This window comes from Pseudomonas sp. KU26590 (genome assembly GCF_026153515.1).
Lineage (GTDB): Bacteria > Pseudomonadota > Gammaproteobacteria > Pseudomonadales > Pseudomonadaceae > Aquipseudomonas.
The window spans coordinates 5,630,128-5,650,230 of sequence record NZ_CP110644.1 but is presented as its reverse complement, the minus strand read 5'-3'; the positions used below and the strand labels follow the sequence as shown (position 1 = coordinate 5,650,230).

At 58.4% G+C, this 20,103-nt stretch carries 6 protein-coding genes, 2 tRNA genes, 3 rRNA genes and 1 pseudogene; 10 read left to right on the top strand and 2 right to left on the bottom strand.

What is annotated here, in order from left to right; all coding sequences use genetic code 11:
- Positions 1-35: 35 nt before the first annotated feature.
- Together OKW98_RS25070 and OKW98_RS25065 are read right to left on the bottom strand one after the other, a co-directional pair.
- The gene (locus OKW98_RS25070) at positions 36-1,421 is read right to left on the bottom strand and encodes a uracil-xanthine permease family protein (RefSeq protein WP_265387116.1); all 1,386 of its coding nucleotides are present in this window, start codon (positions 1,419-1,421) and stop codon (positions 36-38) included.
- Positions 1,422-1,595: 174 nt separating this feature from the next.
- Positions 1,596-2,516, bottom strand: a complete 921-nt coding sequence (locus OKW98_RS25065) for a LysR family transcriptional regulator (RefSeq protein WP_265387115.1) — start codon at positions 2,514-2,516, stop codon at positions 1,596-1,598.
- A 144-nt stretch (positions 2,517-2,660) separates the two neighbouring features.
- Between OKW98_RS25065 and OKW98_RS25060 the strand changes: the two genes are divergently transcribed.
- From OKW98_RS25060 to recD, 10 genes and pseudogenes are all read left to right on the top strand, one after another.
- Entirely contained in the window at positions 2,661-4,007 is a 1,347-nt protein-coding gene (locus OKW98_RS25060) for an aspartate aminotransferase family protein (protein WP_265387113.1), read from the top strand.
- Positions 4,008-4,700, top strand: a pseudogene (locus OKW98_RS25055) (aldehyde dehydrogenase family protein); the annotation flags it as partial.
- A 573-nt stretch (positions 4,701-5,273) separates the two neighbouring features.
- A 16S ribosomal RNA gene (locus tag OKW98_RS25050) occupies positions 5,274-6,810 on the top strand.
- Between the two features lie 80 nt (positions 6,811-6,890).
- Positions 6,891-6,967: transfer RNA gene (locus tag OKW98_RS25045), tRNA-Ile, on the top strand.
- 34 nt (positions 6,968-7,001) lie between these two features.
- A tRNA-Ala gene (locus OKW98_RS25040) sits at positions 7,002-7,077 on the top strand.
- Between the two features lie 231 nt (positions 7,078-7,308).
- Positions 7,309-10,200: ribosomal RNA gene (locus tag OKW98_RS25035) — 23S ribosomal RNA — on the top strand.
- Positions 10,201-10,346: 146 nt separating this feature from the next.
- A 5S ribosomal RNA gene (gene rrf / locus OKW98_RS25030) occupies positions 10,347-10,462 on the top strand.
- The 16S, 23S and 5S rRNA genes sit together here with 2 tRNA genes alongside, the layout of an rRNA operon.
- Before the next feature lie 189 nt (positions 10,463-10,651).
- The gene (gene recC / locus OKW98_RS25025; protein WP_265387112.1) at positions 10,652-14,137 is read left to right on the top strand and encodes an exodeoxyribonuclease V subunit gamma; all 3,486 of its coding nucleotides are present in this window, start codon (positions 10,652-10,654) and stop codon (positions 14,135-14,137) included.
- Positions 14,134-17,838 (top strand): exodeoxyribonuclease V subunit beta, encoded by a 3,705-nt coding sequence (gene recB, locus OKW98_RS25020; protein WP_265387111.1) that lies wholly within the window; start codon positions 14,134-14,136, stop codon positions 17,836-17,838. The genes recC and recB overlap by 4 nt, the downstream gene beginning before the upstream one ends.
- On the top strand, positions 17,835-19,922 hold the full coding sequence (gene recD / locus OKW98_RS25015) for an exodeoxyribonuclease V subunit alpha (RefSeq protein ID WP_265387109.1): 2,088 nt from the start codon (positions 17,835-17,837) through the stop codon (positions 19,920-19,922). Before recB ends, recD begins: the two co-directional genes overlap by 4 nt.
- Positions 19,923-20,103 lie beyond the last annotated feature (181 nt).

The window sequence follows — 20,103 nt, the reverse complement described above, 5'->3', positions numbered from 1 at the left end:
ACCCGCGAGGATCCGACAAGCGTTGCCCTCGTAAATCAATGCTCAAGAGATTCCCCTGTCGTTTTTTTTGCTTCGCTCGATTGCTTGGCTTCCGGGAGCACCAGGCACATCACGATGGCCGTCAGCCCGCCGCTGGTAATCGCCGAGTCGAACAGGCTCTGCACCCACTGTGGCAAATGATGCAGCAGCGTCGGTTGCGCCGCGATGCCCAGTCCTACACCGAAAGAGGTGGCGATGATCAACATGCTGCGGCGATCCAGCGGCGCTTGCGCGAGTATCCGTACGCCTGCCGCTGCGACGCTGCCGAACATCACCAATGTCGCGCCGCCAAGCACCGGTTTCGGAATCTGCTGAAGAATCGCACCTATCATCGGGAACAGTCCTAGCAGAAACAGGATCGCTCCGATGTACAGGCCCACATACCGGCTGGCGACGCCGGTGAGCTGAATCACACCGTTGTTCTGCGCGAAAGTGGTATTGGGGAATGCGCTGAAAGTCGCCGCGATCATGCAACTGACCCCGTCGCCCAATACACCGCCCTTCAACCGAGCGATGTAGCTTGGGCCCTTGATGGGTTCCCGGGAGAGCATGCAGTTGGCGGTGAGGTCACCGACGGTTTCGATACTGCTGATCAGATAAATCAGCGCGACCGGCAGGAACGCGGCCCAGTCGAAGCTGAATCCGAAGCGAAAGGGCACAGGAATGCTGACCAGCGCAAGGTCGGCAATGGAGTGAGGCACGAGCTTGCCGCTGAACCAGGCTGCAATGCTGCCGACTGCGAGCCCGATAATAATGGCCGACAGGCGCAACCAGGGCGCGCTCGAACGGTTGAGCGCGATGATCACTGCCAGCACGAAAACGCCGAGGGCCAGATTGACCGGCTCGCCGAAGTCCGGGGCGTTGAAGCCGCCTCCCAGATCAGTCACGCCGACCTTGATCAAGCTGACGCCGATCAGCGTGATGACGATGCCGGTGACCAGCGGCGTGATCACCCGACGCAACTGGCCGATGAAACGGCTCAGCACAATCTGCACGACGGCGCCGAAGAAACACACACCGAACACCATCGCCATGATGTCCTCCGGGCTGCCACCGCGCTGCTTGACCATAAAACCTGCCGACAGTACCGCGCCGAGAAACGCGAAACTGGTGCCTTGCAGGCAAATCATGCCGGCGCCGATACCGAACGGCCGGCGCGCCTGAATGAACGTGCCCACCCCAGAGACCATCAGCGCCATGCTGATCAGATAAGGCATGTAAGCACCGAGGCCTAGCGCCGATCCGATAATCAGTGGCGGCGTGATAATGCCCACGAAGGCAGCGAGCACATGCTGGATTGCCGCCAGGATCGCTGGCGCGGGGCGCGGCCGGTCGTTGAGGCCATAGATGAGGTCGTTATTGTCTGGCGCTTCAGGCTGCATGCTGGCTCTCAATGTTGTGTGGGGCTTCGACATCCAGCCTTACTGCAAAAACCTGTCCAACTGATCAGATACGTACCTGGCGCTGTGGCTTATATGTCTGCCTATCAATGAGATAGGTGGTTACCGAGCCGGATTCGGTGGGCGTAGTAAATGCTACGACACACCAAGCGGGCTTCATCGTGTAGCAGCCAGACTCTCCAGAAAACTTTCCAGCACCAAATGGGGGCGGCGGCCTTTGCGCGTGACGGTCACAAGGCTCACATCATAGAACCGCGCCGTGGGCTTCAGCGCGCGCAGCCGGCCCTGTTGCACCCAAAGGCTGGCGTAATGATCGGGTAGGTAGCCAATGTAACGCCCCGTCAGAATCAGAAACGCCATGCCTTCCCGGTCCGACGCACTCGCGGTGCATTTCAGCGCCTGATAGTGCGCCTGGATTTCACTCGGCAGACGAAACGTCGGAGCGATCGTCTCCTGCGCGGACAGCCGATCGTCATCCAGTTGCGCATCTTCTACGTAAAACAACGGGTGTCCGACGGCGCAATACAGCAGCGAACGCTCGCTATAAAGCGGCTGATATTCCAGTCCCGACAGGGCGCTGGCCTGGGGTACGACGCCAACGTGCAAGCTGCCATCGAGCACACCCTGCTCGACTTCGTTTGGCGCGATCATGCGGATATTGATGTGCACGTCCGGGCCACGTTCTTTCAGATGGGACAGCGCGTGGGTGATCCGCATATGGGGGAGTGTGACGAGATTGTCCGTCAGTCCGATGTTCAGTTCGCCGCGCAGGTGTCGGTGAAGACCATTCACCTCCGTACGAAAACTCTCGAGGGCGCTCAGTAACTGCAGTGATGACTGATAGACCTCACGGCCTTCCTCCGTAAGGGAAAACCCCGCACGACCTCGTTGGCAAAGACGCAGTCCCAAGCGTTGCTCCAGATCACTCATCTGCTGACTGATGGCGGAGCGACCGATACCCAGCGCGCTTTCCGCTGCCGAAAAGCCGCCGGCCTCCACCACGCTACGAAAGATGCGCAACAGACGAATATCAAAATCGCTGACTTGCGCCAGAGGGTCGTTACGGCGGGTGCTCATAGTTTAGTGGCCAGTCAACTGAAGATCGTAAAAGTAGGATTTTCCAGACTTTATGCTCGTGTCACTTTAGCTGCAACCGGCCCTGCGCCTGCCCGCGCTTCAATCAGAAAATCAGGCCACCCACGCCCAGTGAGGTTAATTCCGATGAATATGCCCGAATCGTCCGACATGTCTCTGGCGAGCCAGCTCAAACTTGACGCCCACTGGATGCCCTACACGGCGAACCGAAACTTCCACCGTGATCCACGGCTGATCGTCGCCGCCGAAGGCAGCTATCTCACGGACGACAAGGGCCGCAAAATCTATGACGGTCTGTCGGGGCTTTGGACCTGTGGGGCAGGGCATACGCGCAAGGAGATCCAGGAAGCGGTATCCCGCCAGCTGGGTACGCTGGACTACTCGCCAGGATTCCAGTTCGGACACCCGCTGTCGTTCCAGCTGGCTGAAAAGATCACCGATCTGACACCCGGCAAGCTGAATCACGTCTTTTATACCGACTCTGGATCGGAGTGCGCTGACACTGCGGTCAAGATGGTCCGCGCTTACTGGCGTCTAAAGGGCCAGGCGACCAAAACCAAGATGATCGGCCGCGCCCGTGGCTATCATGGCGTGAACATCGCCGGCACCAGCCTGGGTGGCGTCAACGGCAACCGCAAGATGTTCGGGCAATTGATGGACGTCGATCATCTGCCGCATACGCTGCTCGCCAGCAACGCCTACTCACGGGGCATGCCGGAGCAGGGCGGCATTGCGCTGGCCGATGAAATGCTCAAGCTGATCGAACTGCACGACGCATCGAACATCGCAGCGGTGATTGTTGAGCCCATGGCGGGTTCTGCGGGCGTGATAGTCCCGCCGCAGGGTTATCTCAAGCGTCTGCGTGAAATCTGCGATCTGCACAACATCCTGCTGATTTTCGATGAGGTCATTACCGGCTTCGGCCGAACCGGTTCGATGTTCGGCGCCGACAGCTTCGGCGTGACGCCGGACCTGATGTGCATTGCCAAGCAGATCACCAACGGTGCGATCCCGATGGGGGCAGTCATTGCCAGCACCGAGATCTACCAGACGTTCATGAGTCAGCCGACGCCTGAATACGCCGTGGAGTTTCCCCATGGCTACACCTATTCAGCGCACCCCGTTGCTTGCGCCGCCGGCCTTGCCGCGCTGGAGATCATTCAGCGAGAGAATCTGGTGCAGCAAGTGGCTGAAACTGCGCCCCATTTCGAAAGCTATTTGCATGCTTTGAGGGGCAGCAAGAATGTCGTCGATATTCGTAATTACGGGCTCGCGGGCGCCATTCAGATTGCGCCGCGGGACGGTGACGTCATTGTGCGGCCCTTTGAAACGGCCATGAAGCTATGGAAGGCGGGTTTCTATGTGCGCTTCGGCGGCGACACCCTGCAGTTCGGCCCGACCTTCAACAGCAAGCCGGAAGACCTCGACCGCATGTTTGACGCGGTGGGCCAGGCCCTGAATCAAATCGACTGATTGATGGGTGCCGCCTATGGTTCGTGTGGTGAGCGCTGCATGGCGATTTCGGTTGCAGTGTGCGTGCGTGACCAGGTCGCCGATGCCCTGGTCGCCAAGCTGGTGCCCCAGATCAACGGATTGAAGATCGGCGCCGGCACTTCAAGCGGTCTTGATATGGGCCCTCTGGTGACAAGGCAGCATCGCGATAAAGTGTGCAGCTATATAGAAGATGGCGTAGCAGCAGGAGCGAAGCTGGTAGTCGACGGTCGTGGCTTAACGGTATCCGGACATGAGGAGGGCTTCTTTCTGGGAGGCTGTCTTTTCGACCATGTCACGGCCGACATGCGCATCTATAAAGAAGAGATATTCGGTCCTGTGCTGTGCGTCGTGCGCGTGGACAGTCTCGAACAGGCCATGGAGTTGATCAACGACCATGAATACGGCAATGGCACCTGCATCTTCACCCGCGATGGTGAGGCAGCCCGCCTGTTCTGCGACGGGATCGAGGTGGGAATGGTTGGGGTGAACGTTTCGCTGCCCGTACCTGTGGCTTATCACAGCTTTGGCGGATGGAAGCGGTCCCTGTTTGGTGACCTGCATGCTTATGGCCCGGATGGCGTTCGCTTCTATACCCGTCGTAAAGCCATTACACAGCGGTGGCCGCAGCGCGCCCGTCACGAGGCCTCGCAGTTTGCGTTCCCCAGTCTTTAAAGCTTTAGGGTGGGCGAGTCCCCAAACTTGCCTACTCCTAGCTATTTTTGACCGATATGACAGTTTCATTAAATAAGTGCTTGACGCTCCTCTGGATCTGTCTATAATTCGCCCCACTTCCGGCGCAGACGAAACGGAAAACTCCTTGGTAATCAAAGAGTTGGACGAAGTAAGTAGCGAGGAATGCTTCGGTTCAGATGCTTGAATCGACAGCGGTGAAAAAGGCAGTTGACAGCAGGTTGTAACGCTGTAGAATTCGCCTCCCGCTGATGTGAGACGTTAAGTCGAACGAAGCGCAAGTGGTTGAAGTTGATAAGGAAACTTTGAAAGCTTCTTAAAATAACCGCTTGACAGATAAAAGAGACGCTGTAGAATGCGCGCCTCGGTTGAGACGAAAGATCTTAACCACCCGCTCTTTAACAACTGAATCAAGCAATTCGTGTGGGTGCTTGTGCTGTAAGACTGAAGTCGCAAGATTATCAGCATCGCAAGTTACTCCACGAGAAATCATGGTTTAACCAACGATTGCTGAGCCAAGTTTATAAGGTTTTCTCAAAACCTAATTGCAGTATTGAACTGAAGAGTTTGATCATGGCTCAGATTGAACGCTGGCGGCAGGCCTAACACATGCAAGTCGAGCGGATGAAGAGAGCTTGCTCTCTGATTCAGCGGCGGACGGGTGAGTAATGCCTAGGAATCTGCCTGGTAGTGGGGGACAACGTCTCGAAAGGGACGCTAATACCGCATACGTCCTACGGGAGAAAGCAGGGGACCTTCGGGCCTTGCGCTATCAGATGAGCCTAGGTCGGATTAGCTAGTTGGTGAGGTAATGGCTCACCAAGGCGACGATCCGTAACTGGTCTGAGAGGATGATCAGTCACACTGGAACTGAGACACGGTCCAGACTCCTACGGGAGGCAGCAGTGGGGAATATTGGACAATGGGCGAAAGCCTGATCCAGCCATGCCGCGTGTGTGAAGAAGGTCTTCGGATTGTAAAGCACTTTAAGTTGGGAGGAAGGGCAGTAAGCGAATACCTTGCTGTTTTGACGTTACCGACAGAATAAGCACCGGCTAACTCTGTGCCAGCAGCCGCGGTAATACAGAGGGTGCAAGCGTTAATCGGAATTACTGGGCGTAAAGCGCGCGTAGGTGGTTTGTTAAGTTGAATGTGAAATCCCCGGGCTCAACCTGGGAACTGCATCCAAAACTGGCAAGCTAGAGTAGGGCAGAGGGTGGTGGAATTTCCTGTGTAGCGGTGAAATGCGTAGATATAGGAAGGAACACCAGTGGCGAAGGCGACCACCTGGGCTCATACTGACACTGAGGTGCGAAAGCGTGGGGAGCAAACAGGATTAGATACCCTGGTAGTCCACGCCGTAAACGATGTCAACTAGCCGTTGGAAGCCTTGAGCTTTTAGTGGCGCAGCTAACGCATTAAGTTGACCGCCTGGGGAGTACGGCCGCAAGGTTAAAACTCAAATGAATTGACGGGGGCCCGCACAAGCGGTGGAGCATGTGGTTTAATTCGAAGCAACGCGAAGAACCTTACCAGGCCTTGACATCCAATGAACTTTCCAGAGATGGATTGGTGCCTTCGGGAACATTGAGACAGGTGCTGCATGGCTGTCGTCAGCTCGTGTCGTGAGATGTTGGGTTAAGTCCCGTAACGAGCGCAACCCTTGTCCTTAGTTACCAGCACGTAATGGTGGGCACTCTAAGGAGACTGCCGGTGACAAACCGGAGGAAGGTGGGGATGACGTCAAGTCATCATGGCCCTTACGGCCTGGGCTACACACGTGCTACAATGGTCGGTACAGAGGGTCGCCAAGCCGCGAGGTGGAGCTAATCCCAGAAAACCGATCGTAGTCCGGATCGCAGTCTGCAACTCGACTGCGTGAAGTCGGAATCGCTAGTAATCGCGAATCAGAATGTCGCGGTGAATACGTTCCCGGGCCTTGTACACACCGCCCGTCACACCATGGGAGTGGGTTGCACCAGAAGTAGCTAGTCTAACCCTCGGGAGGACGGTTACCACGGTGTGATTCATGACTGGGGTGAAGTCGTAACAAGGTAGCCGTAGGGGAACCTGCGGCTGGATCACCTCCTTAATCGAAGACTCAGCTTCTTCGCAAGTTCCCACACGAATTGCTTGATTCATTGAAGAAGACGATAGAAACAGCCCGAAATTGGGTCTGTAGCTCAGTTGGTTAGAGCGCACCCCTGATAAGGGTGAGGTCGGCAGTTCGAATCTGCCCAGACCCACCAATTTTTGTGTGGGAAACGCCTGTAGAACACCTACGGGGCCATAGCTCAGCTGGGAGAGCGCCTGCCTTGCACGCAGGAGGTCAACGGTTCGATCCCGTTTGGCTCCACCACTTACCGCTGTTTCGTTGTTAGAGTTTAGAAATGAGCATTCCGTGCTGGCACGGTGAATGTTGATTTCTAGTCTTTGATTAGATCGTTCTTTAAAAATTTGAGTATGTGATTGAAATATAGACTGGGCACCTCTTTCACTGGTGTGTGTCCAGGCTAAGGTAAAGTTTGTGAAATGCAAACTTTCGGCGAATGTCGTCTTCACAGTATAACCAGATTGCTTGGGGTTATATGGTCAAGTGAAGAAGCGCATACGGTGGATGCCTTGGCAGTCAGAGGCGATGAAAGACGTGGTAGCCTGCGAAAAGCTTCGGGGAGTCGGCAAACAGACTGTGATCCGGAGATATCTGAATGGGGGAACCCAGCGGTCATAAGACCGTTACCTTACACTGAATACATAGGTGTATGGAGCGAACCAGGGGAACTGAAACATCTAAGTACCCTGAGGAAAAGAAATCAACCGAGATTCCCTTAGTAGTGGCGAGCGAACGGGGACCAGCCCTTAAGTTGATTTGAGATTAGCGGAACGCTCTGGAAAGTGCGGCCATAGTGGGTGATAGCCCTGTACGCGAAAATCTCTTGTCAATGAAATCGAGTAGGACGGGGCACGAGAAACCTTGTCTGAACATGGGGGGACCATCCTCCAAGGCTAAATACTACTGACTGACCGATAGTGAACCAGTACCGTGAGGGAAAGGCGAAAAGAACCGCGGAGAGCGGAGTGAAATAGATCCTGAAACCGTATGCGTACAAGCAGTGGGAGCCCACTTTGTTGGGTGACTGCGTACCTTTTGTATAATGGGTCAGCGACTTATTTTCAGTGGCGAGCTTAACCGAATAGGGGAGGCGTAGCGAAAGCGAGTCTTAATAGGGCGTCTAGTCGCTGGGAATAGACCCGAAACCGGGCGATCTATCCATGGGCAGGTTGAAGGTTGGGTAACACTAACTGGAGGACCGAACCGACTACCGTTGAAAAGTTAGCGGATGACCTGTGGATCGGAGTGAAAGGCTAATCAAGCTCGGAGATAGCTGGTTCTCCTCGAAAGCTATTTAGGTAGCGCCTCATGTATCACTGTAGGGGGTAGAGCACTGTTTCGGCTAGGGGGTCATCCCGACTTACCAAACCGATGCAAACTCCGAATACCTACAAGTGCCGAGCATGGGAGACACACGGCGGGTGCTAACGTCCGTCGTGAAAAGGGAAACAACCCAGACCGTCAGCTAAGGTCCCAAAGTCATGGTTAAGTGGGAAACGATGTGGGAAGGCTTAGACAGCTAGGAGGTTGGCTTAGAAGCAGCCACCCTTTAAAGAAAGCGTAATAGCTCACTAGTCGAGTCGGCCTGCGCGGAAGATGTAACGGGGCTCAAACCATGCACCGAAGCTACGGGTATCACGCAAGTGATGCGGTAGAGGAGCGTTCTGTAAGCCTGTGAAGGTGAGTTGAGAAGCTTGCTGGAGGTATCAGAAGTGCGAATGCTGACATGAGTAACGACAATGGGTGTGAAAAACACCCACGCCGAAAGACCAAGGTTTCCTGCGCAACGTTAATCGACGCAGGGTTAGTCGGTCCCTAAGGCGAGGCTGAAAAGCGTAGTCGATGGAAAACAGGTTAATATTCCTGTACTTCTGGTTATTGCGATGGAGGGACGGAGAAGGCTAGGCCAGCCTGGCGTTGGTTGTCCAGGTTTAAGGTGGTAGGCTGGAATCTTAGGTAAATCCGGGATTCTAAGGCCGAGAGCTGATGACGAGTGTTCTTTTAGAACACGAAGTGGTTGATGCCATGCTTCCAAGAAAAGCTTCTAAGCTTCAGGTAACCAGGAACCGTACCCCAAACCGACACAGGTGGTTGGGTAGAGAATACCAAGGCGCTTGAGAGAACTCGGGTGAAGGAACTAGGCAAAATGGCACCGTAACTTCGGGAGAAGGTGCGCCGGTGAGGGTGAAGGACTTGCTCCGTAAGCTCATGCCGGTCGAAGATACCAGGCCGCTGCGACTGTTTATTAAAAACACAGCACTCTGCAAACACGAAAGTGGACGTATAGGGTGTGACGCCTGCCCGGTGCCGGAAGGTTAATTGATGGGGTTAGCTAACGCGAAGCTCTTGATCGAAGCCCCGGTAAACGGCGGCCGTAACTATAACGGTCCTAAGGTAGCGAAATTCCTTGTCGGGTAAGTTCCGACCTGCACGAATGGCGTAACGATGGCGGCGCTGTCTCCACCCGAGACTCAGTGAAATTGAAATCGCTGTGAAGATGCAGTGTATCCGCGGCTAGACGGAAAGACCCCGTGAACCTTTACTATAGCTTTGCACTGGACTTTGAATTTGCTTGTGTAGGATAGGTGGGAGGCTTTGAAGCGTGGACGCCAGTCTGCGTGGAGCCAACCTTGAAATACCACCCTGGCAACTTTGAGGTTCTAACTCAGGTCCGTTATCCGGATCGAGGACAGTGTATGGTGGGTAGTTTGACTGGGGCGGTCTCCTCCTAAAGAGTAACGGAGGAGTACGAAGGTGCGCTCAGACCGGTCGGAAATCGGTCGTAGAGTATAAAGGCAAAAGCGCGCTTGACTGCGAGACAGACACGTCGAGCAGGTACGAAAGTAGGTCTTAGTGATCCGGTGGTTCTGTATGGAAGGGCCATCGCTCAACGGATAAAAGGTACTCCGGGGATAACAGGCTGATACCGCCCAAGAGTTCATATCGACGGCGGTGTTTGGCACCTCGATGTCGGCTCATCACATCCTGGGGCTGAAGCCGGTCCCAAGGGTATGGCTGTTCGCCATTTAAAGTGGTACGCGAGCTGGGTTTAGAACGTCGTGAGACAGTTCGGTCCCTATCTGCCGTGGACGTTTGAGATTTGAGAGGGGCTGCTCCTAGTACGAGAGGACCGGAGTGGACGAACCTCTGGTGTTCCGGTTGTCACGCCAGTGGCATTGCCGGGTAGCTATGTTCGGAAAAGATAACCGCTGAAAGCATCTAAGCGGGAAACTTGCCTCAAGATGAGATCTCACTGGAACCTTGAGTTCCCTGAAGGGCCGTCGAAGACTACGACGTTGATAGGTTGGGTGTGTAAGCGCTGTGAGGCGTTGAGCTAACCAATACTAATTGCCCGTGAGGCTTGACCATATAACACCCAAGCAATCTGCAGAAAGATGGCAGGTTGCGGTGTGTGAAGACGCATGAAGACGAAAGTTTGCGAACACACAGGCTGTACCTTGATCACATACCCGATTTGCTGAAGCGTTCGAGAGAACGAGTCAGTACCCGAATTTCTTGACGACCATAGAGCGTTGGAACCACCTGATCCCATCCCGAACTCAGCAGTGAAACGATGCATCGCCGATGGTAGTGTGGGGTTTCCCCATGTGAGAGTAGGTCATCGTCAAGATTAAATTCCGAAACCCCATTTGCGAAAGCAGATGGGGTTTTGTTTTTGCGCGCGAAAAAGCGGGCAACCATCCCTCGCCAGATAACCAAGGGAAGCGCGTTCGCCCGCCGCCCTACCAAGATCGACCGCTAACGAGTCCGCTCCCTCTGTTAGTCTTCTCCCTCTTTTGAAAGACCAAGGGACACAGCTATGCCGGTGACATCCAATCTCAACCCCGGGTTTATGGTGGTCCATGGGAATCGCCTGGATGAGCTGCGTGGCCTTGTGGTGTCATGGATGCGGCGTTACCCACTGACGCCCCTTGAAAACGAAGTGGCGTTAGTACAGAGCAACGGTATTGCTCAATGGCTGAAGCTCGCTTTGGCAGAAGATGCACAGGACGATGATCAAGGGGGTTGTGGCATCGCCGCTGCGATCGATGTGCAGCTCCCTGGCAGCTTCATGTGGCAGTTGTATCGTGCGGTGTTGGGCAAGGCCGAGATTCCAGAAACCTCGTTGCTGGATAAAGCGCCCCTGACCTGGCGATTGATGCGACTGCTCCCCGGCCTGATCAACCAGCCACACTTCGAGCCGCTGCAGCGATTCCTGACCGCCGACACCGACCTGCGCAAGCGCTACCAGCTGTCCGAGCGGCTCGCTGACCTGTTCGACCAATATCAGGTGTACCGCGCCGACTGGCTGGAAGATTGGGCTGCTGGCACGCATCAACTCAGAACCGGCCGGGGAGAGGCAAAGCCGCTGAAACCAGAGAACTGCTGGCAAGCCGAACTGTGGCGTGCGCTGCTCCATGATGTTGGGGCAGAGGGGATGGCCCAGAGCCGGGCCGGCGTGCATCAGCGTTACATACAACGGATCAACAGCCTGACGGAGGCGCCGGCCGGTTTGCCGGCGCGAGTGATCGTGTTCGGTATCTCCTCACTGCCCGCCCAGGCATTGGAGGCGCTTGCCGGGCTGGCTCGTTTCAGCCAGGTCCTGCTCTGCGTTCACAACCCTTGCCGCCATCACTGGGCAGACATCGTGGCTGACAAGGATCTCCTGCGTCACGAATACAAACGCCAATCGCGCAAGCCGGGCATGCCGGTGGTGTTGAACCCTGATGCATTGCACCAGCACGCTCACCCGTTGCTGGCTGCGTGGGGCAAGCAGGGTCGTGATTACATCAATTTGCTCGACAGCCATGACGATCCGAACAGCTACCGCTCGATCTTTCGCGACGGGCGCATCGACCTGTTCAGCGAGAGCGAGCCCACGACCCTCCTGAATCAGCTCCAGGACGATATCCTTGAGCTGCGCCCTTTGAGCGAGACCCGCGAAGTCTGGCCGCCCGTAGACATAAAGACCGACCGCTCGATTCGCTTTCATGTAGCCCACAGTGCCCAGCGCGAAGTGGAGGTGCTGCATGATCAATTGCTCGCGCGCTTCAGCAAGGATCCGGACCTTCGTCCTCGGGACGTCATCGTCATGGTGCCGGACATCGACAGCTACGCTCCTCATATTCGCGCGGTGTTCGGCCAGCTGGATCGTGACGATCGCCGCTTTATCCCCTTCACCCTCGCAGACCAGGGCAAACGTGGTCGCGATCCGTTGCTGATCGCCGTCGAGCACTTGTTGAAGATTCCGGACAGTCGATTCCCGGTCAGTGAAATCCTCGATCTGCTGGACGTTCCCGCACTGCGCGCGCGCTTTGGCATTGATGAGCGAGATCTTCCAACCCTGCACCGCTGGATCGAAGGTGCGGGTGTTCGATGGGGTCTCAACGCCAAGCAGCGTGAAGGACTGGGGCTGCCGGAACAGCTTGAGCAGAACAGCTGGCATTTTGGTCTGCGTCGCATGTTGCTTGGGTACGCCGTCGGTGCGGGTGCGGCCTACGATGGCATTCAGCCCTATGACGAAATCGGCGGGCTGGATGCGGCCCTGATTGGCCCGCTAGTGTCCCTGATCGACGCCCTGCAGGTGGCTCACAATGAACTCTCCCAACCCGCGACGCCCGCGAAGTGGGGCGCGCGGCTTCAGGCGATCATGCAGCTGTTTTTCATGGCCGACAGTGAGCACGACGACTACCTGTTGAGTCAGCTCGAAACACTGCGTGAAACCTGGCTGCAGACCTGCGAGACCGTCGGCCTGGATGAAGAATTACCTTTGACGGTTGTGCGTGAAGCCTGGCTGGCCGGGCTGGATCAGGGCCGATTGTCCCAGCGTTTTCTGGCCGGTTCGGTCAACTTCTGCACGCTGATGCCGATGCGTGCCATTCCGTTCAAGATCGTCTGTTTGCTGGGCATGAATGACGGCGATTACCCCCGAGCGCAGCCGCCGCTGGATTTCGATCTGATGGGCAGCGACTACCGGCCCGGCGACCGTTCTCGACGTGAGGATGATCGTTATCTTTTACTCGAAGCGCTGCTGTCCGGCCGTGATCAGCTGTACATCAGCTGGGTCGGGCGCAGCATTCGCGATAATTCTGAGCGGCCAGCTTCGGTGCTCATCGGGCAACTGCGTGATCATCTGTCCAGCGGTTGGCGGCTGGCCGATGCCATCGAGCCCGAGGACGATAAAAAGCGTGATCCGGGTCAACAGTTGCTGCACAAACTTACCGTCGAACATCCGCTGCAGCCGTTCAGTGCCAAGTACTTCCAGGAGAGCCCGGAGTTCTTCAGCTTTGCCCGCGAGTGGCAGGTGCTGCACGAAGCCGTCATCGAAGCAGGCGAAACAAAAGCGCTGCGAAAGCACCAGCAGGAAGAGCCCTTGAGCCTGATGCAGTTGCAGGATTTTCTGCGCAATCCGGTCAAGCACTTCTTCAGTCAGCGCTTGAAGATATTCTTTGAAGTCGCCGAAGCGCCTTTGGCGGACGAGGAGCCTTTCGTGCTCGACGCGCTTGAGCGTTATGGCCTCAGCGACAGCCTGTTGCAAGCGGCGCTCACTGACCCCGAGCACATTCAGGAATCGCTACATGCTCAAGCGACGCGCTTGCAGGCTAGCGGCTTGCTGCCGATGGCCGGGTTCGGCACGTTGTTGCAGGATGAACTGATCGAGCCGCTGCCCGACCTCGTCGCCCGTTATCACGAATTGCTGATTCGCTGGCCTGTGCGGTTGCACAGCGCGCTGCCGGTCAGTTATCAGCATCAGGGCGTCGAGCTCGATGGCTGGGTCGATGGGCTTTATCAGAACCCTCAGAACCAGTTACTCGCGATCACCGCTATTCCCAATGCAATCGCCAGCAAGAAGACGCGCAAGTGGCATCGTCTGACCAAGCCGTGGGTAAACCACCTGGTGGCCTGCGCGTGCGATCTGCCATTGACCACGGCGCTGGTGGCCAGCGACGAAACCCTCTTGCTGCCGCCGCTGGACAAGGACACTGCCACGCGCACCCTCAACGATCTGCTGCTCGCCTGGCATCAAGGCATGCAGCGACCGCTGCCGATTGCGGTGAAGACGGCATTTGCCTGGCTGGGCCAGAACGATGAAATCAAAGCTGAAGCTGCCGCGCGCAAGGCCTATGAAGGCGATGGCCAGAACAGCAAGGGTGAGCGTGCCGAAAGCACTGCGCTGGCGCGTCAGTTCCCGGACTTCGATGCGTTGCTGGCCAGCGAGGAATTTGTGGGCTGGTGCGAGGCGTTGTACAAACCGATTTTTGAAGCGCCCTGGCAGGCTCTTTCTCGCGAGGAGGCCGGCGCATGAGTGACGTACAACAACCTCTGGCGCTGCGCTTCCCGCTGAAAGGCAGCCAACTGATTGAAGCCAGCGCCGGCACCGGCAAGACGTTTACCATCTCGGCGCTGTACCTGCGTCTGGTATTGGGGCATGGCAGCGAGGAATCGGGTTTCGGCCGTGAGCTGTTGCCGCCGCAGATTCTGGTGGTGACGTTCACCGACGCAGCGACCAAGGAACTGCGCGACCGCATTCGCACGCGACTGGCCGAGGCGGCGCGGTTCTTCCGTGAAGAAATCGAAGTGCCCGATGCGTTGATCGCTGGCTTGCGGGACGAGTTCGCCATTGAGCAATGGCCCGGCTGCGCCAGCCGTCTCGACATCGCGGCGCAGTGGATGGACGAGGCGGCAGTTTCGACGATTCACAGCTGGTGTCAGCGCATGCTGCGCGAGCACGCCTTCGACAGCGGCAGCCTGTTCACCCAGAGTCTGGAAACCGATCACACCGATTTGCTGAGCGAAGTGCTGCGCGATTACTGGCGCAAGTTCTGCTACCCCATGAGCGGTGACGCGCTGCTTTGGGTGCGAGAGAGCTGGGGCGGCCCTGCGGCGCTGCTGCCGAGGGTGCGGGCGTTGTTCGGCAGTGAGCGGGCGAGCGTGACCCAAACCCCGACGCAGATCATCGAGCAGTCGATTCAGGAGCGGCGCGAAACCCTCCGCCAGCTCAAGGCGCCATGGGCCAACTGGGCCGCGGAGCTGCATGCGATCTGTATCGACGGCGTCGCCTGCAAAGTGGTCGATGGCCGCAAGATGCAGGAGCGTTATTTCAGGCCCTGGTTCGACAAGCTGATTGCCTGGGCCAATGACGACGAGCAGGAGCAGCTCGACCTCGGCACCGGTTTCACCCGGCTGACCCCCGACGGCATCGCCGAAGCGTGGAAAAACAATCCACCGTCGCACCCTGCGTTCGAGGCGATGGTCGAGCTCAAGGTGGCGCTGGACACGCTGCCAACACCTGATGCGGCGGTGCTCGAACACGCTGCGCAATGGGTCGGCGCGCGTTTTGAAGAAGAGAAGCGGCGCCGCGCTGAAATGGGCTTCGACGACATGCTGCTGCGCCTGGACGCTGCGTTGCGCGGCAGCGGTGGCGAGCGTCTGGCGACGTTGATCCGCGAGCAGTTCCCGGTCGCCTTGATTGATGAATTTCAAGACACCGACCCGGTGCAATACCGCATTTTCGACAGCATCTACCGGCTTGAGGCAAACGACGAAAGCACCGGCCTGTTCCTTATTGGCGACCCGAAGCAGGCGATCTACGCGTTCCGTGGCGCCGACATTTACACCTACCTGCGCGCCCGTCAGGCCACCACCGGGCGCTTGCACACGCTGGGTACAAACTTCCGCTCCAGCCACGCGATGGTCGACGCCGTGAACCATGTATTCGTGCGCGCGGAAAACAACGAAGCGGGTCGCGGTGCGTTCCTGTTCCGCACGCCCGAAGACAATCCCGTGCCGTTTCTGGCGGTCGGGTCTCAGGGCCGTAAAGAGACGCTGCAGGTCGACGGGCAGGTGCTTGCGGCGCTCAACGTCTGGCAGCTGGAAACCGATCAGCCGGTGTCGGGCACGGTCTATCGAGCGCAACTGGCGGCGAGCTGCGCCAGTGAGATCGTTCGTTTGCTCAACGCCGGTCAACAAGGGCAAGCGGGCTTTGCCAAAGCGGGCGAGTCATTGAGACAACTGCTGCCCGCCGACATCGCAATTCTGGTGCGTGACGGCAAGGAAGCACAGGCCGTGCGAGGCGAGTTGTCGGCGCGTGGCGTACGCAGTGTGTACCTCTCGGACAAGGACTCAGTGTTCGCCGCGCAAGAAGCCCATGACCTGCTCGCCTGGCTCAAGGCCTGCGCCGAGCCTGACGCCGAGCGAACCCTGCGCGCGGCCTTGGCCTGCATCACCCTCGCGTTGCCGCTGGCCGAACTCGAGCTGCTGAATCAGGACGAGCTGGCGTGGGAAAACCGTGTCATGCAGTTCCGCGACTACCGACGCATCTGGCGCACCCAAGGCGTGCTGCCCATGCTGCGTCGGCTGCTGCACGACTTCAAGTTGCCGCAAGCGTTGGTTCAGCGCACCGATGGCGAGCGCGTACTCACCAACCTGTTGCACCTCAGCGAACTGATGCAACAGGCCGCCGCCGAACTGGATGGCGAGCAGGCCTTGATTCGTCATCTGAGCGAGCATCTGGCGCTGTCCGGCCAAGCGGGGGAAGAGCAGATCCTGCGCCTTGAAAGCGATGAACAACTGGTCAAGGTGGTGACCATCCACAAATCCAAAGGCCTGGAATACCCGTTGGTCTTCCTGCCCTTCATCTGTTCGACGAAGCCGGTGGACGGCAGTCGTTTGCCGCTGCACTTTCACGACGCCGATGGCCATGCGCAAATCAGCCTCAAACCCACGCCTGCTCTGATCGAGCAGGCGGATGACGAGCGTCTCGCAGAGGATCTACGTCTGCTGTATGTGGCCCTGACCCGCGCGCAACACGCGTGCTGGCTGGGCGTTGCCGATCTCAAGCGCGGCAGCAACAGCGCCTCGATACTGCACCGCTCGGCACTGGGCTATTTGCTCGGCGGCGGGCATAAGCTGGCTGAGTCAGTGGCGTTGGGGCAGTGGCTGCGTTCGCTGGCAGACGATCATCCCGCCGTTAAGGTTGAGCCTGTGCCGCTGCCGACAACCGAGTCCTTCAGCGCGCCGCGCAGCGAGGTCGCGTTGAGCAAGCCGCGCGTGCCCCGGCGCAGCGCACGGGAGAACTGGTGGATTGCGTCCTATAGCGCGCTGCGCATCGGCGACACCATTACCGACAGCGGCGATCAGTCGCCGGACAGCCCGCAAGCGCAGAAGCTGTTCGACGATGAGCGTCTCGACCCGGATGCGCCGCGAGAGGTGATGGTCAGCGGCGGCGATATCCACCGATTCCCGCGCGGCCCCAACCCCGGCACCTTTCTGCACGGCTTGCTGGAATGGGCGGGCGAGAAGGGCTTTGCCGAAGCGGCGGCTGATCCGCTGTCGCTGGAGAAAGTCGTCGCCCAACGCTGCAACCGGCGCGACTGGAAAGGCTGGATCAACACGCTGACCGACTGGCTGCAACATCTGCTGCCCCTGCCCCTGCCGCTGCGCTTGGGCTCAGACGTTCAGCCCGTGGCGTTGTGCGAGCTGGATCAGCCGAACCAGTACCGCGTCGAAATGGAATTCTGGTTCGCCTGCTCGAAGGTCGATGTGGCGCAGATGGACGCGCTGGTGCGCCGCTACACCCACAACGGTGCGCCGCGAGCGGCCGCTGAGACAGTCTCTTTGAATGGCATGTTCAAGGGCTTCATCGACCTGACGTTCGAGCACGAAGGTCGTTACTTCGTTGCCGACTACAAATCCAACTGGCTGGGCGTCGACGACGATGCCTACACCGAGCAGGCGATGGAAAACTCGATTCTGGACAACCGCTACGACCTGCAATACGTGCTCTATCTGCTGGCCTTGCACCGTCAGCTCAAAGCACGTCTCACTGATTACGATTACGACCGGCACATGGGCGGCGCGGTGTACCTGTTCGTGCGCGGCAGCCGCGCGGCGAGTCAGGGGGCGTGGTTCACCCGGCCGCCCCGTGAGTTGATCGAACGTCTCGATCTGCTGTTTCAGGGCCGAGCGCCGATTACGGAAGACGTGCTGTCAGGAGACCTCGTATGAATCGCACCTTCGCTCACTTGATGCCCACGGCGCTGGACGCCGACAGTCTGGCCGACCTGACGCCCCTCAGCCGTGTGGATGACTTGCTGCTGTTGCTGCAGCGCTGGGTCGAACGCGGCTGGCTGCGAGCGCTGGACAAGGCCTTCGTGGCGTTTCTGGCCGACCTTGATCCTGCCGCCGATTCGCTGGTGCTGTTGGCGGCCACGCTGACCAGCCACCAGTTGGGCCACGGACACGTCTGCCTGGACCTCTACGAAACCCTGAAAGAGCCGGACTTCGCCCTGTCGCTGCCGCCGGAAGGGGATGTGTTGTCGACGCCGATGCTGTTGCCGTCCTCGCTGCTCAAATCCCTCGACGGCGCGACGTGGTGCAAGGCACTGGAAGCCAGCGCGCTGGTTGCTCATGCCGGGGATGTCAGTGAAGCGGCGGCGCAGAGGCCGTTGGTTTTATCCGATCGGCGCCTGTACCTGCGCCGTTACTGGACCTATGAGCGGCGGATCGATGCGGCGTTGCGTCGTCGGCTGGCTCAGGTGGAAACGGAGTTCAGCGATTTCCCCCAGCGGCTGGATGCGCTGTTCGGCCCGGCCAATCACGCGCCTGACGCGTTGATCGACTGGCAAAAGCTGGCCTGCGCCCTGGCGACCCGGGGTGCGTTCAGCATCATCACCGGCGGCCCCGGAACGGGCAAAACCACCACGGTCGTGCGTTTGCTGGCGCTGCTGCAATCGCCGGCGGTTGAGCGCGGCAAGCCGTTGCGCATTCGCTTGGCTGCGCCGACCGGCAAGGCAGCGGCACGGCTGACCGAGTCGATCAGTCATCAGGTGCAGTCGCTGCAAGTGCCGGAAGACGTGCGGCAGAAAATCCCCAGCGAAGTTACGACGGTTCACCGTTTACTGGGCAGCCGTCCGGGCACGCGGCATTTCCGTCATCACGCGGGCAACCCGTTGCCGCTGGACGTGCTGGTGGTCGATGAAGCTTCGATGATCGACCTGGAAATGATGGCGAACTTGCTCGACGCGTTGCCGCCCCATGCGCGCATGGTGCTGCTGGGCGACAAGGATCAATTGGCGTCGGTTGAGGCCGGCGCGGTGCTGGGCGATTTGTGCCGTGACGCGGAGGCGGGGATGTACAGCCCGCAGACCCAGGCGTGGCTTGAATCGGTCAGCGGCGAAGATCTGTCCAGAAGCGGTTTGCAGCAGGGTGACGATCAGCATCACGCGTTGGCTCAGCAAGTGGTGATGCTGCGCCACTCCCGGCGTTTCGTCGCGGGCAGCGGCATCGGCCAGTTGGCGAAGCTAGTCAATCAGCAGCAGGACCAGGACGCGCGCGCGTTGCTCGCGGCTCGTCAGTACCCGGATTTGTTTTCCCTGGTGCTCAAGGGTGAGCAGGACCGTGCGCTGTCACGGCTTTTGCTCGACGGTCATGGCGAGGGCCCGCAAGGCTATCGCCATTATCTGGGCGTAATGCACGCGCAGCGGCCGCAAGACCTGACGCAGATCGAAGACCCGCGTTGCGTCGAGTGGGCGCGGCATGTCTTGAATGCGTTCGATGAGTTCCAGCTGCTGTGTGCGGTGCGCAAAGGGCCGTGGGGCGTGGAAGGGTTGAATCGACGGATCACGGAAACGCTGTTCACCGCCGGGCTGATCGAGAGTGATCATCAGTGGTACGAGGGGCGCCCGGTGTTGATGACGCGCAACGACTACGGGCTGGGTTTGATGAACGGCGACATTGGCATTGCCTTGCGTCTGCCCGAGGGGCCGGTCGAGGAGAACCGTCAGGCGCTGCGTGTTGCGTTCCCGCGTAATGACGGCAGCGGGGGTGTGCGCTTTGTGCTGCCGAGCCGGCTCAATGACGTGGAAACGGTGTACGCGATGACGGTGCACAAGTCCCAAGGGTCGGAGTTCGCACACACGGCCTTGATCCTACCCGAGGCGTTGAACCCGGTGCTGACCAAGGAGTTGATCTACACCGGTATCACCCGGGCGAAGCACTGGTTCAGCCTGATCGAGCCGCGTCAGGGCGTTTTCGAAGAAGCGCTGCGGCGCAAGGTCAAGCGCCTGAGCGGGTTGATGTTGGGGCTGTGACCGGCGCGTCGAGATTGGATCTGTCATTGGAGCGGCTTGCTGGTGAACGGGCAGGTCAGTCAGCTTCGAGGTGAATGACCTGACGCGTTCGCGGGCAAGCGCGCTCCTACAGTTGATCTGCGCCAGCTGCGAATTCTGTGATGTACGCGAATCCGTAGGAGCCGGCTTGCTGGCGAAAGCA